Below are 14,179 nucleotides of genomic sequence, written 5' to 3'. Positions count from 1 at the left end.
AACCCATTACATTGAAATATGCATGAGCATCGCCCGCAGTTTTGATGGTGAAACCGGCTTGTGCAACATAGGGAAACCGCTTGCAAGCGCTTGCCGGAGACGATCTGATTCAATATCCCCGGATATCAAAACCCCTGGGATTAGTTTCGAATAAATTGCCTGAATCGCTTGAATCACGCTCACCCCATCATCTCCTTGTGCCAAACGGTAATCAGCAAGCACCACATCCGGAATTCTGGACTGGCCAAGCAATTTATTCACAATTTTCTGCCCAGAATCGGCAGCAAGGACCTCACACCCCCAGGATTGAAGCAACGCTACAGTCCCTGCGAGCACAATCAAATCATCATCAACCACCACCACAAATAGTTCCAGTTTGCCTGAACCCTTTTCATGAAGAATCGCTGCATTGCTCCCTTCCAGCTTCTTCAGACCAAGCGGTATCTCTAACGAAAATACAGAACCCTTTCCTACCACTGATCGAACAGCAACATGCGCATTAAGCATTTTCCCTAATCGATTAACTATCGCCAGTCCTAGTCCTAAGCCCTTATTACGGTCACGTTCAACATTACCTAACTGATAAAATTCCTGAAATACATCAGTGAGAGAAGCTTCGGGAATGCCTATTCCAGTATCCCAAACTTCGATCCGGATCTTTTCACCAGATACTCGTCGACAACCAACCAACACTCCGCCTTCCTGCGTATATCTGATCGCATTAGAAACCAGATTTAACAAAATTCGTTCAAGCATCAACCTGTCGGTACTTACAATGGCATGACATGGCATCACCTTGAACTTCAAACCTTTTTCCAGAGCATGCGGTCTGAATTCCATGCGCATTCTGTCTAACACATCATTGATTGCGAAATTCTCAGGCTCTGGATGCACTACACCAGCATCCAGTTTGGAAATATCCAGCAACGCATTAAACAGCATATTCATCGAAACAATTGAAGCTTCGATATTACTGACGATCGCACTTACTTCTGGATAATTGATGCGCTCCTTTAACGCACCAACAAACAACCCCAATGAATGCATCGGCTGTCGCAAATCATGACTGGCTGCTGCCAAAAACCTGGATTTAGCAATATTTGCGCGCTCCGCCGCCTCCTTTTGCTCAATCAGTTCTCCGGTCGCATCAGAAATACTTTGCTGTAAAATTTCTTGAGAATGTTGCAGTGAAACCGCCATTTTATTCACGCCTGTTTCCAACGCCAGAATCTCGCCGCCCGAATCAGCATCCACCCGGGTATCAAGATAACCTTCCGCAAGCTTTTCCACAGCATGCGAAAGCTTCCGGATAGGTCGTGTCACACTTCGGCCCATTGCAGCCGCCGCCATCCAGGTCAGCAACAAACCAACACCAACGATCTGCATCCCGTTCCACAACATTTTATTCCGCATTTCCATGGTGTGCCTTCTGGACATCGCAACTAAAGCCACTCCCAAAAAAGATCCGGAACGGGAAATCTTCTCCGCTGCTGCACTATCCGAAAAAGGTTGCAAGAAATCATCAGATTGCGGCTCAATCAAAATAACGGGAGAACGAAAAATCAAAAGATCATCCGCATCAACCACATCAATACGTTCCATATTGCTGGCTGAGGCAAGCCTGACCAACCGTGATATAGCTTCCCCCTTTCCAGCAATCAGATTAGAGTGAGTGTCCACAATTGCCGCACTATAAACATCGCTTTCTCGCAAAGTCGCATCAAGCAAATTCATCAACTGAGTTGCATCACCTGAAACCACACCAAACTCACTGGCTGTTGCAAGATGGCGAGCGATAACCATCCCTCTTTCATGCAAACTGGATTCAAGATCATTAATCTTGCTATTGGTAAAATACAAGGTCAGTAGAACAGCAATAATGGTTGCTGGTGCAAGCGCAAGAAACATAACACGCGTTCGGATTTTCCAATACTTCATGACTGGACAACCTTTGTGTATTCAAGCTACTTCTGCATTGGGGCGCATTCAGGATGGCATTCCGCCTCTGATTGCAATACGGCATACCACCATAGTTTCTTATATAAACAGGAATAAAACCAGCGCTGACAAATACGAGAAAATGCTTTTAACTTCCCCTATCCGTTATTAATACCAAACATTCTATAACTTTCGGCATATGGCTAATGTTATAGCTCAACTATACCAAATGCTGAATAACAATCTGGAATGAATCCTCCATAATGACAATTAAGCAAACACCTTGCAAAAACATCCTGAATGAGGATATGCAAGCTAATGTGTGATTAGCTAAATTTAAAACTTAACGGAGGTTACCATGAACAAATATTCAGCTATTTTATGCGCTTTACTGATCGGCAACTCAACCCTGTCGTTTGCAGAAGATTGCAATGATAAAGTTCAGATGGATTCATTTGACACACCAGCAAATGCGCAAATGACCAGTAACGATTCTGCTGCACTTCCCGATAAAGAAGAAAGTAAAGTTGCCAAACAAGCAAGCCCTGTAGAAGATTCACCAACAATGCATGCTAAAAAAGCCGCCACTACCAGCGATGAGAATGATGGTAATTATTTAACCGGAATTGAATGAATGTATGGCTTGCCACAATACCTGATCTGAGGTAACACCTCAAATCAGGTATTGCATGCTTATTGCCTTCCAATAATCGAGACCAATTAACTCCTTTCAAGTACAAGAACCAGAGTTATTACCAGGCCGGATTGTACAAACCCTGACAATTGAAAACCATGTTACTTATAAAGATCGCCACCATAATTTTTCAAAAAGGTGTTAAAGCGGAAAAAGAGTACTTCTGCGACGCAATAACGGCTTCCGTTCTATTGCTTGCATGCAGCGCGCGGAAAATAGCCGCCATATGAATTTTAACAGTCCCCTCAGTGATACCCAATTCCCTTGCAATTATTTTATTCGGCTTACCTTGAGCTAGCAACAAGAGCACGTCCAACTGTCGCTCTGTCAGATTTGCAGGACTATCCGAACTGGAAAATGCGTTCCCGGCCCCATGATTTTGCTCAAGCATCATGAGGGGTAAATACACCCCACCCGATAGCACCAATCTTAATGCACTTAACATAATCTGACCCGAAGCCGATTTAGATATAAACCCGGAAGCGCCTAAATCCAATGCTTTCTGAGCATCATGCCGAGATTCAGAAGCTGAAAGCATCACCACAGGTAAAGAAGGACATTGTTCCCGAAACGAAACCAATGCCTGAAACCCGTCCATCCCTGGCATATTAAGATCAAGCAAGGCAAGATCCAGATCAGCGTAATCCCTGGCAAGATTAATGGCTGTCAAACTGTCACCTGCCTCCAAGACGTCAACATGAGTATCCAATTCCTTCAGGACATATTTTAAGCCTTCGCGAAATAAAGTATGATCATCGGCTAATAGAATTTTCATTAGACTGGCTGTTGCTTGCTGAATTAAAAAATTGACTCAGAAACGCCCGAGTTCGCCATATTCGTTAGCTACATTCGACAAATTTCAGAATTGATAAAAATCCACGCTGAATGTTCGTAGCGCTTTCAAGCCAAATCAATTTTTATATTGATTTTAGCTTTGTTTTCAACCTACTCCAAAACAAAACATTTTGAAATAGAGCATATGTACTATCAGCACCACATCAGAACGAAAGCAAGACTAACCTAGCCCATCCCTACAAACAACAAAGGCCTGCAGATACAGGCCTTTGTTGTTATTTTCTACATTCCAAAGAAAACGTATCAATCAGAAGGGAATATCATCCTCAAAATCATCAAACCCACCACTGCTCTTTGCTGGTGCTTTAGCACTACTCTTTGCTGTTGAACCACCATTTCTAGGTGCTGAAGTACCTTCAAAAGATTCACCAGCATCTCTATCCATACTGCCCATCCCTGCGCCCCCACCACTGCGACTGCCTAGCATTTGCATACGGTCAGCAACAATTTCAGTGGTATATCGATCCTGGCCTTCTTTATCTTGCCATTTACGGGTTTGCAAACGACCTTCAACATACACCTGGCTACCCTTTTTCAAGTACTCACCTGCAATTTCAGCCAGCTTGCCAAAAAATGCCACGCGATGCCACTCGGTGCGCTCCTGCTTCTCGCCAGACTTATCCTTCCATGAATCTGTAGTCGCCACTGTGATATTCGCGATGGCTTCACCACTCGGCATATAACGCACCTCGGGATCCTTACCCAGATTACCAACCAAAATTACCTTGTTTACTGACGCCATTTAGTTTGCCCTCGCAATCAATTCGTTAACACCCTGCTCATCCCAATGTTTCATATCCACCTTCAGGTAAGCGACACCTTCTTCAGAAAGCACAACCGCTTCCACTACACCTTTTAAATCAGCAAGCTTTTGCGCAAGCTTGCTTGCATTTTCCACACTCATTTCACCAATATGAAACATACGACTTTTCACTGCAGGTGGCGCTGTCATGCCTAAAGCAAAAACCAGCCAGATCGCGGTCAAACCCCCGCCAAATACAAATACTGCAGAATACCCGAACCGATGAGAAAGATACCCTCCCATCGTGCCACCTAAAAACAACCCAAGAGATTGGAATGTATTATACACCCCCATCGCTGTACCTTTACTTGCCGCTGGCGCAATTTTTGAAATCAGAGAGGGCAGACTCGCTTCCAGCACATTAAATGCGATGAAATACGTAACCAACATCATAACAACACCCCAGAAATTATGGATCAAAAACACAAAACCTACTTGTGCCAGCAACATCAATCCGATTGCACCGACAAACACCGGTTTCAACCGCGCATTTTTTTCTCCATATATTATTACCGGTATCATAATCAGAAAAGAAACGATCATCACCGGGAGATAAATTTGCCAGTGGTGATTAGCGTCTATACCACCCGTTTCTTTCAATGCAAAAGGCACCACCATAAACATAGCCATTTGCGCGGCATGCACCACGAAAATCCCATAATTCAGACGCAACAACTGCTTATCCCGCAGCACATCCTTCAACTTACTGGGCATCGCCTCCGCATCTGAATGGAATCGGCTGATTTGAGGATTCGGCACTGCATACTTGACTACCAGAATGGCAAGCAAAGCCAATCCGCCAGTCATGGCAAAAATCCCAGGCATGCCAATCAAATGGTAAAAAGCAGGACCCAATATGAGTGACAGTGCAAAGGTAATACCAATGGTCATGCCTATCATGGCCATCGCTTTAGTACGATGTTCTTCGCGTGTCAGATCGGCCGTTAATGCAGTAACCGCTGCCGAAATTGCCCCCGCTCCCTGTATGGAACGTCCGATAATAATCATATACAGATCACTGGCTGAAGCGGCAACAAAACTGCCGATGGCAAACAACAGCAATCCGAAATAAATAACACGTTTGCGACCAAAACGATCAGATGCCATCCCAAACGGCAGCTGCAACAAGGCCTGAGTCAGCCCATAAGCCCCTAATGCAAATCCGATTAACGTATGGTTTTGCCCACCCGGCAAATGTTCAGCATAAATAGCAAAGACAGGTAAAATCAAAAACATACCCAACATACGCAAACCATAAATACTTGCCAGACTGATACTGGCACGCACCTCTACTGGAGACATTTTTTCTGTATGAGTCATATTGAGATTGGGCAAAACAACCAAAATTGCGTATATTAGCAGGTTAGGTAACCTTACGTAACCAATCTCTCGCTATGGGTAGTCGACTTATGAAATACCCAGGCAACCAGTTGTTCTAAATTAATCGCCCAACACAGCAGAAACATATGGAATACATAAAAATCCGTGGTGCCCGCACCCACAATCTTAAAAACATCAATTTGGATATCCCCAGAAACAAACTGGTTGTGATAACAGGGTTGTCTGGCTCAGGTAAGTCCTCACTTGCTTTCGACACTCTTTATGCTGAGGGGCAACGCCGATATGTAGAGTCACTATCTGCCTACGCACGTCAGTTTTTACAACTGATGGCAAAACCAGATGTTGACCTGATTGAAGGATTATCGCCAGCAATCTCCATTGAGCAAAAGGCTACTTCTCACAACCCCCGTTCTACCGTCGGCACGATAACGGAAATTCATGATTACCTTCGTCTGCTTTACGCCCGGGTGGGTGACCCCCATTGCCCAGAACACAAAATTGGCCTGTCCTCTCAAAGCGTTTCCCAAATGGTTGATCATGTCTTGCAGTTGCCAGAAGACACCAAGCTCATGATCCTTTCCCCCCTTGTTGCAGGCAGAAAAGGTGAACAACATGATCTGATTGAGGAATTACGCGCACAAGGGTTTGTTCGTCTTCGCATCGATGGGCAGGCTTATGAGATAGATAATTTACCAAAACTGGATAAAAACAAAAAGCATACGATAGATGTGGTTGTAGACCGTGTCAAAGTACGCCCGGATATCAAGCAGCGCCTCGCTGAGTCTTTTGAAACGGCACTTCGCCACTCAGATGGAAAAGCACTTGCAGTAGAAATGGATACAGGAACAGAACATTTGTTCTCGGCCAAATTTGCCTGCCCCCAATGTAACTACTCACTTGCAGAACTTGAACCACGTCTCTTCTCTTTCAACAACCCGATGGGTGCTTGCCAGAAGTGCGATGGCTTAGGCCAGATCAGTTTTTTTGACCCCAAACGCATCGTTGCATTTCCTCACCTGAGCCTCGCTTCTGGCGCAATAAAGGGCTGGGACAGACGTAATCAGTTTTACTATCAGATGCTGCAAAGTTTAAGTATGCACTTCGGTTTTGATCTTGAAATTCCATTCGAAGAGCTACCTGAACAAACACAACATCTTCTCCTCTATGGAAGTGGGAAAGAAGAAATAAAATTCAAATACCTTGGTGAAAAAGGGGGCATGCAAACTCGCGCACATCCCTTCGAAGGCATTATTCACAACTTTGAACGTCGCTACAAGGAAACCGATTCCAATGCAGTCCGAGAAGAACTGGCTAAATACCTGAATGGCTGCCCTTGCCCTGAGTGCAACGGGACCAGACTGCGCATTGAAGCCCGTAATGTACTTGTAGACAAAAAGTCCATTTATGAAATTAGTGGCATGCCATTAAAATCAGCACTTACACTCTTCCAGACGATCTATTTCGAGGGCCAAAAACAAGCAATCGCCGAAAGAATCATCAAGGAAATTGCCAGCAGATTGCAATTCCTCAACAATGTCGGTCTGGATTACCTCTCACTGGACCGCTCTGCAGATACATTATCTGGTGGAGAAGCGCAACGCATTCGCCTTGCTTCGCAAATCGGCTCCGGATTAACCGGGGTAATGTATGTCCTAGATGAACCTTCGATCGGCCTTCATCAGCGCGATAATGACCGCCTGTTGGACACATTAAAACACTTGCGCGACCTGGGTAATTCCGTCATCGTAGTTGAACACGATCATGATGCCATACTCGCTGCAGATTATATTGTCGACATGGGCCCAGGAGCAGGTGAACATGGCGGTCAACTTATAGCAGAAGGTGTACCCCAAGACATTTTGGACAACCCTGCATCCCTGACTGGACTCTACTTAAGTGGCAAGCGAAGCATCGCCGTCCCTGCTAAGCGAAACAAACCCGATCCAGACCGCATGCTACAAATCATTGGAGCAACTGGCAACAATCTCAAGAATGTAGATTTAAATCTTCCGGTAGGGCTGTTAGTGTGTGTGACTGGCGTATCCGGATCGGGCAAATCCACCTTAATAAATGACACCTTGTATCACGCCATAGCGCGTCATTTATATGGTAGCAATGCTGAGCCAGCACCCCATGTAGCAATCCACGGACTTGAATTTTTTGATAAGGTTATCAACGTAGACCAAAGTCCCATTGGTCGAACCCCACGTTCAAACCCGGCAACCTACACCGGGTTGTTTACCCCGATACGCGAATTATTTGCAGGAGTACCCCAGGCACGGGAACGCGGATACGGCCCTGGTCGATTTTCATTCAACGTAAAAGGCGGACGATGCGAAGCGTGCCAAGGTGATGGCGTCATCAAAGTAGAAATGCATTTCCTGCCGGATATCTATGTACCATGCGACGTATGTCACGGTAAGCGATACAACAGAGAAACGTTAGAAATTCAGTATAAAGGAAGGAATATTCACGAAATACTGCAAATGACCGTCGAGAAAGCCCATGAATTTTTTAATGCGGTACCGATTGTCGCGCGTAAACTCTACACCCTGCTAGATGTCGGTTTGGGCTATATCACGCTAGGGCAATCTGCAACCACGCTTTCCGGCGGTGAAGCCCAGCGCGTAAAGCTTTCACTTGAACTGTCCAAACGTGACACAGGACGAACCCTTTATATTTTAGATGAACCAACAACTGGCCTGCATTTTCACGATATTGATTTGCTACTGAAAGTAGTTCACCGGTTAAGGGACCATGGCAATAGCGTAGTGGTAATCGAACATAACCTGGACGTTATCAAAACTGCAGACTGGGTGATTGATTTAGGGCCAGAAGGTGGCGATGGCGGTGGAAGAATTATTTCAGAAGGGACGCCGGAAGATATCGCAGCTAACCCAATAAGCCACACAGGAAAGTATTTAAAGGCTGTACTTCAGCAATAAACCCTGTCCCTGGATATTATTGACCATCGCAGATTTAGATGATGGTCAATTCTGTTCCGACTCTCAAATTGAGCAGACTCGCTGCACTCCCGCAATTCACTGCAATCTCAACCAGTTCCAGACTATTTACATACCAAAACACATGCCCCACTTCCACTGTGGAAAATGTATTCGCGTATCTAACAGCTACACCATTAATCAAAATTTCACGATCAAAGGCAAGATTAACAGCTCTAATACCAGTAAAACTGTTACCGTAGTGATCGATATAAATAATTGAAAAAGCATCATTCTCAGAGAAATTTACTGACAATTCAGTCATTGACTCCAATTTATCTGATGGAAACTCGCCTTTAGCAATCCAGGCCGCAATAGGAGCAAATAGATCCCGCCCATGAAAAGACTGCGAAAAGTGTTCCGGACGCCAGTTTATCCGCCAATATTTAACGTTACTATGGCGTGCAGCCACCACCGACATCAAACCATTATCAGGCCCTACAAACCACCATGAATCAACCAAAATAACAACAGCACCGCGTGAACTCCCCACACCGGGGTCAATTACTGAAAGGAAGACAGAACCAGGAGGAAAGTTTACAGATAGCGCTGACAATAAATGCGCAGAAGAAACCACATCAAAATTTGGGGCATCGTGAAATAAATCGTTCACAACAACTTCGGGTGCTAATTTGCTTAAAACCATTTTTATCTGGCCAACATAAATATCAGCAGACCCAAAATCAGAAAATAAAGCAATCATGATTGCCTGATCCTCTCAAATACAAATAAAAAAGGCCGGACAAGCCGACCTTTTTCATTAAGCAATGCAAAGCACTATTTATTCAGCAACAACTTCTGCTGGGGCTTCAACAGCTTCTGGACGATCTACCAACTCTACAAGCGCCATAGGCGCGTTGTCACCCTGACGGAAGCCGTACTTAAGAATACGTAAGTATCCACCGTTACGTTTCTGAAAGCGCGGCCCTAAATCGTTAAATAACTTAACAACCATATCACGATCGCGTAAACGATCAAAAGCAAGGCGACGATTTGCCAATGAAGGCTTCTTACCCAAAGTGATCAGAGGCTCAGCAACACGACGCAGTTCCTTGGCTTTTGGGAGAGTAGTCTTAATCACTTCATGACGCAGCAGTGAATTAGTCATATTGCGCAACATAGCAAGACGATGACTACTGGTGCGATTAAGTTTTCTATTTCCTAAACGGTGACGCATATTAAATTCCTTTTTACCTTACAGCTCTTAGGCTTTTTCGAGGCCAGCAGGCGGCCAGTTTTCCAGCTTCATGCCAAGCGTCAAACCCTTGGATGCGAGGATTTCTTTTATTTCATTTAGCGATTTTCTGCCAAGATTAGGTGTCTTCAACAACTCATTTTCACTACGCTGAATAAGATCGCCAATATAATAAATATTTTCAGCTTTCAAACAATTTGCAGAACGAACAGTTAATTCAAGATCATCTACAGGGCGCAACAAAATCGGATCAACTTGAGGCAACTTAGGTGCCTCAACAGCAGTTGGCGTGCCTTTCAGATCAGCAAAAACCGACAACTGATCAACCAGAATACGTGCTGCATAGCGTACAGCTTCTTCAGGATCAATAACGCCATTGGTTTCAATATCCATAACCAGCTTATCAAGATCCGTACGCTGTTCCACACGCGCACTTTCAACCGAGTAGCTGACACGACGCACTGGACTGAAAGAAGCATCAACCATAATAGATCCAACAGTACGATTTTCTTCACTGATACGACGTGAAGTAACTGGTTCGTATCCGCGACCCTGCTCAACTTTAATCTCAATATCGAGCTTCCCACCCTTCGTCAGATGAGCAATCACATGATCAGGATTAAAAATTTCAACATCATGACTGGCATCGATATCACCCGCTGTAACAATACCTTCAACATCTTTCTTGAGAGTAAGTACTACTTCTTCACGGTTATGTAACTTAAGTGCAATACCCTTAAGGTTTAATAAAATATCAACCACATCTTCTTGAACACCTTCAATTGAAGAGTATTCGTGCAAAACACCACTGATTTTAACTTCAGTCGGTGCGTAACCTGGCATAGAAGAAAGTAAAATTCTGCGCAACGCGTTACCAAGAGTATGGCCATAGCCACGTTCGAAAGGTTCCATTGTAACCTTTGCATGAACAGGTGACATGTTGTCCACATCGATAATACGTGGTTTAAGAAATTCTGAAGCACTGCTTTGCATAGTGTATCCTCTTGCGATGTATCAGCTATTACTTCGAATACAATTCAACAACGAGATTCTCATTGATTGTCGAAGGTAATTCAGCACGCTGCGGTTTTGCCTTATATGTACCTTTCAAAGCCTTGACATCGACTTCAATCCACTCAGGAAATCCACGTTGCTCAGCAGCTGCTAAAGCACCCTTAACTCGCAAATGCTGTTTTGCTTTATCCGCGACTTCAACAACATCACCCGGCTTAACCAGATATGAAGGAATGTTTACACGCTTACCATTCACCAAAATACCATTGTGACGAACAATTTGACGTGACTCAGAACGCGAAGCACCAAAACCCATACGGAAAGTAACTGTATCCAAACGGCTTTCAAGCAGTTGAAGCAAATTTTCACCTGTCACACCGCGCAGTCGGTCAGCTTCGTAGTAGTAACCACGGAATTGACGCTCTAAAACACCATAAATACGACGAATTTTTTGCTTAGCCCGCAACTGACCACCATAATCTGACAGTCTTTGTCCGCTCTTTTGGCCGTGCTGGCCTGGAGCATAACTTCTACGTTCAATTGAGCATTTATCGGTGAAACACTTTTCACCTTTTAAAAACAGCTTTTCGCCCTCACGGCGGCACTGCCGGCATTTTGGGTCAAGATTTCTAGCCACAGTCGGACTCCTGAATTAAATACGGCGTTTCTTCGGTGGGCGGCAGCCGTTATGCGGCACTGGCGTCACGTCAGAAATGCTTGTAATCTTAAAGCCAACGGCATTGAGTGCACGTACGGCTGATTCGCGACCAGGACCAGGTCCTTTAATTCGCACTTCTAGGTTTTTAACCCCACAATCTTGTGCAGCTTTACCTGCTGCCTCAGCAGCTACCTGGGCAGCAAAAGGTGTACTCTTACGAGAACCTTTAAAACCAGCACCACCAGAAGTAGCCCATGAAAGCGCATTACCCTGACGATCAGTAATAGTAACGATAGTGTTGTTAAATGAAGCATGAATGTGAGCAATACCTTCAGCCACATTCTTTTTAACTTTTTTGCGTACCCGTGCAGCGGTAGTCTTTGCCATAACCTATATCCTTTTACTTCGTGGACCTAATAGCCTTGCGCGGACCTTTACGAGTTCTCGCATTGGTTTTTGTACGCTGGCCACGGAGAGGCAAACCCCGGCGATGACGTACACCTCGGTAACAACCAAGATCCATCAAACGCTTGATATTCATGGTCACTTCACGGCGTAAATCACCTTCTACCGTAAACTTGCCCACTTCATCACGTAGCTTATCCATTTCCGTATCGCTAAGATCTTTGATTTTAGCTGAAAAATTAACTTTAGCGGCCTCGCAAATTTTACGTGCGCGGTCACTACCAATACCATATATAGCCGTCAATGCAATAACGGCATGTTGGTGATTCGCAATGTTTACCCCAGCAATGCGGGCCATACCATTACTCCAGAAAAGTAAAATCAGTAATAATACCACCCATAAGGGTGATTCGCAACCTTAATGTAACTTCAATCCTACACTACATCGAAATTCGGAAATATAGCGTAAAAATTACAAGTAATTAAAATTATCCTTGACGCTGTTTATGGCGAGGCTCTTCACATATAACGCGAACCACACCTTTACGTCTAATAATCTTGCACTTGCGGCAGATCTTTTTAACCGACGCCTGTACTCTCATTTAAAACTCCTTTAAGGGAAAAATCCCCTTCATTATTTGTAACCAGAAATACAATCCAGTTACACGTCAATGCAAGGTTTAACTTACAAATTATTTAGCTCTGAAAGTAATTCTTGCTCTGGATAAGTCATAAGGAGTCAACTCAACAGTGACTTTATCACCAGGCAGAATTCGAATGTAGTGCATTCGCATTTTTCCAGAAATATGCGCTAACACAACGTGACCATTTTCCAGTTTGACACGAAAGGTTGCGTTCGGAAGATTTTCCACTACCTCCCCTTGCATCTGTATCGTATCTTCTTTTGCCATTCAAACCTTCACCAATCAAAGCGTATTAAATACTACGCAAATCAAATATTAACGAGAAATGAAACCACCACCTTTAAAGTTCGCCTTTTTTAGCAAACTGTCATACTGCTTTGACATGGCATAAGCTTGAACTTGTGACATAAAGTCCATCGTCACTACAACAATAATTAAAAGCGATGTACCACCAAAATAGAATGGAACATTAAACTTAACAATTAAAAACTCAGGTAGCAAACAGACTAATGTAATATATATTGCACCGATTAAAGTCAGACGACTCATAATCTTGTCAATATAGCGCGACGTTTGTTCACCTGGTCGAATACCGGGTACAAAAGCTCCACTCTTCTTCAAATTTTCAGCCGTTTCTTTAGGGTTAAACACTAAAGCCGTATAAAAAAAGCAAAAGAAAACAATAGCAGATGCATACAAAAGGACATACAGCGGCTGCCCAGGTGATAATGTAGAGCCAAAATCTTTAAGCCAACTCATATTTTCATTACTTCCGAACCAGCCAGCAAGCGTAGCCGGAAATAAAATAATACTTGAAGCAAAAATGGGTGGGATTACACCAGCCATATTTAACTTCAACGGTAGATGAGAGCTTTGCCCACCATATACTTTACGTCCAACCTGTCTTTTGGCATAGTTAACCAATATTTTGCGTTGTCCACGTTCAACAAAAACCACAAATGCAGTAACAGCAATTGCGCCTACGAATAAGATTAAAACTAATGGGATCGAAAAAGCACCTGTCCTTGCCAATTCCAAAGTACCGCCAATTGCATGAGGCAAGCCTGCTACAATACCAGCAAAAATAATCAAGGAAATACCGTTACCAATACCCCTCTCAGTAATTTGTTCACCCAACCACATTAAAAACATGGTGCCGGTCACTAAAGTAACAAGCGTAGTTAAGCGAAACATCATCCCCGCCTCTAAAACCAGGCCAGGTTGCGATTCGAGTGCAATTGCGATACCAAAACCCTGAAAAATCGCTAGGAATACCGTACCGTAACGGGTATATTGAGTAATCTTTTTACGACCACTTTCACCTTCTTTCTTCAGTTGCTCCAACTGTGGCGAAACAACCGTCAGCAATTGCATAATAATCGATGCAGAAATATACGGCATGATACCTAATGCAAAAACAGTAAAGCGTGAAAGAGCTCCTCCAGAAAACATATTAAACATTCCCAATATGCCACCTTGTTGGGAACGAAACAGGGATTCAAGGGCAACCGGATCAATCCCAGGCACTGGAATATGAGCACCAATTCTATAAACGATCAATGCAAGCAGAACAAACCATAGACGTCTTTTCAGATCGCCCATCTTATCTGCCGAACCAAGCTTAGGATTAT

15 protein-coding genes are annotated in these 14,179 nt (G+C 44.0%); 2 read left to right on the top strand and 13 right to left on the bottom strand.

Annotation, left to right across the window (positions count from 1 at the left end):
* Positions 1–6: 6 nt before the first annotated feature.
* Positions 7–1,938 (bottom strand): response regulator, encoded by a 1,932-nt coding sequence (locus EDC63_RS13220; protein WP_124946405.1) that lies wholly within the window; start codon positions 1,936–1,938, stop codon positions 7–9.
* Positions 1,939–2,296: 358 nt separating this feature from the next.
* On the opposite strand from EDC63_RS13220, the gene EDC63_RS13215 reads away from it, so the two are divergent.
* Positions 2,297–2,572 carry a hypothetical protein gene (locus EDC63_RS13215; protein WP_124946404.1) on the top strand — a complete coding sequence of 92 codons (276 nt, stop codon included), beginning with the start codon at positions 2,297–2,299 and terminating at the stop codon, positions 2,570–2,572.
* A gap of 190 nt (positions 2,573–2,762) precedes the next feature.
* On the opposite strand, the gene EDC63_RS13210 is transcribed toward EDC63_RS13215, so the two are convergent.
* The 3 genes from EDC63_RS13210 to EDC63_RS13200 form a co-directional block, all read right to left on the bottom strand.
* Positions 2,763–3,407, bottom strand: coding sequence for a response regulator (locus EDC63_RS13210; RefSeq protein ID WP_124946403.1), 645 nt, complete (start codon positions 3,405–3,407; stop codon positions 2,763–2,765).
* A gap of 327 nt (positions 3,408–3,734) precedes the next feature.
* Positions 3,735–4,229, bottom strand: coding sequence for a single-stranded DNA-binding protein (ssb, locus tag EDC63_RS13205; protein WP_124946402.1), 495 nt, complete (start codon positions 4,227–4,229; stop codon positions 3,735–3,737).
* Complete coding sequence (locus EDC63_RS13200; RefSeq protein WP_124946401.1) at positions 4,230–5,609, bottom strand: MFS transporter; 1,380 nt, start codon at positions 5,607–5,609, stop codon at positions 4,230–4,232.
* 146 nt (positions 5,610–5,755) lie between these two features.
* Between EDC63_RS13200 and uvrA the strand changes: the two genes are divergently transcribed.
* A complete protein-coding gene (uvrA, locus tag EDC63_RS13195) occupies positions 5,756–8,575 on the top strand; it encodes an excinuclease ABC subunit UvrA (RefSeq protein WP_124946400.1) in 2,820 nt (939 codons plus the stop codon).
* Between the two features lie 34 nt (positions 8,576–8,609).
* Here uvrA and EDC63_RS13190 read toward each other — a convergent pair whose 3' ends face one another.
* From EDC63_RS13190 to secY, 9 genes are all read right to left on the bottom strand, one after another.
* A complete protein-coding gene (locus EDC63_RS13190; protein WP_124946399.1) occupies positions 8,610–9,335 on the bottom strand; it encodes an SAM hydrolase/SAM-dependent halogenase family protein in 726 nt (241 codons plus the stop codon).
* A 78-nt stretch (positions 9,336–9,413) separates the two neighbouring features.
* Positions 9,414–9,809 carry a 50S ribosomal protein L17 gene (rplQ, locus tag EDC63_RS13185; RefSeq protein WP_124946398.1) on the bottom strand — a complete coding sequence of 132 codons (396 nt, stop codon included), beginning with the start codon at positions 9,807–9,809 and terminating at the stop codon, positions 9,414–9,416.
* Between the two features lie 27 nt (positions 9,810–9,836).
* The gene (locus tag EDC63_RS13180) at positions 9,837–10,820 is read right to left on the bottom strand and encodes a DNA-directed RNA polymerase subunit alpha (protein WP_124946397.1); all 984 of its coding nucleotides are present in this window, start codon (positions 10,818–10,820) and stop codon (positions 9,837–9,839) included.
* 28 nt (positions 10,821–10,848) lie between these two features.
* Positions 10,849–11,478: a 30S ribosomal protein S4 gene (rpsD, locus tag EDC63_RS13175; RefSeq protein ID WP_124946396.1), complete on the bottom strand. Its 630-nt coding sequence runs from the start codon at positions 11,476–11,478 to the stop codon at positions 10,849–10,851.
* A gap of 15 nt (positions 11,479–11,493) precedes the next feature.
* On the bottom strand, positions 11,494–11,886 hold the full coding sequence (gene rpsK / locus EDC63_RS13170) for a 30S ribosomal protein S11 (protein WP_124946395.1): 393 nt from the start codon (positions 11,884–11,886) through the stop codon (positions 11,494–11,496).
* 13 nt (positions 11,887–11,899) lie between these two features.
* Positions 11,900–12,262 carry a 30S ribosomal protein S13 gene (gene rpsM, locus EDC63_RS13165; RefSeq protein ID WP_124946394.1) on the bottom strand — a complete coding sequence of 121 codons (363 nt, stop codon included), beginning with the start codon at positions 12,260–12,262 and terminating at the stop codon, positions 11,900–11,902.
* Positions 12,263–12,392: 130 nt separating this feature from the next.
* Positions 12,393–12,506 (bottom strand): 50S ribosomal protein L36, encoded by a 114-nt coding sequence (gene rpmJ, locus EDC63_RS13160; protein WP_124946392.1) that lies wholly within the window; start codon positions 12,504–12,506, stop codon positions 12,393–12,395.
* A gap of 90 nt (positions 12,507–12,596) precedes the next feature.
* A complete protein-coding gene (gene infA, locus EDC63_RS13155; RefSeq protein ID WP_124946390.1) occupies positions 12,597–12,815 on the bottom strand; it encodes a translation initiation factor IF-1 in 219 nt (72 codons plus the stop codon).
* A 48-nt stretch (positions 12,816–12,863) separates the two neighbouring features.
* A complete protein-coding gene (gene secY, locus EDC63_RS13150) occupies positions 12,864–14,150 on the bottom strand; it encodes a preprotein translocase subunit SecY (RefSeq protein WP_370685878.1) in 1,287 nt (428 codons plus the stop codon).
* Between the last annotated feature and the right edge of the window lie 29 nt (positions 14,151–14,179).

The organism is Sulfurirhabdus autotrophica (assembly GCF_004346685.1).
In the GTDB taxonomy this organism is placed as follows: Bacteria; Pseudomonadota; Gammaproteobacteria; order Burkholderiales; family SMCO01; genus Sulfurirhabdus; species Sulfurirhabdus autotrophica.
The sequence above is the reverse complement of the archived record's forward strand: the minus strand, read 5'-3'. Positions and strand labels throughout refer to the sequence as shown.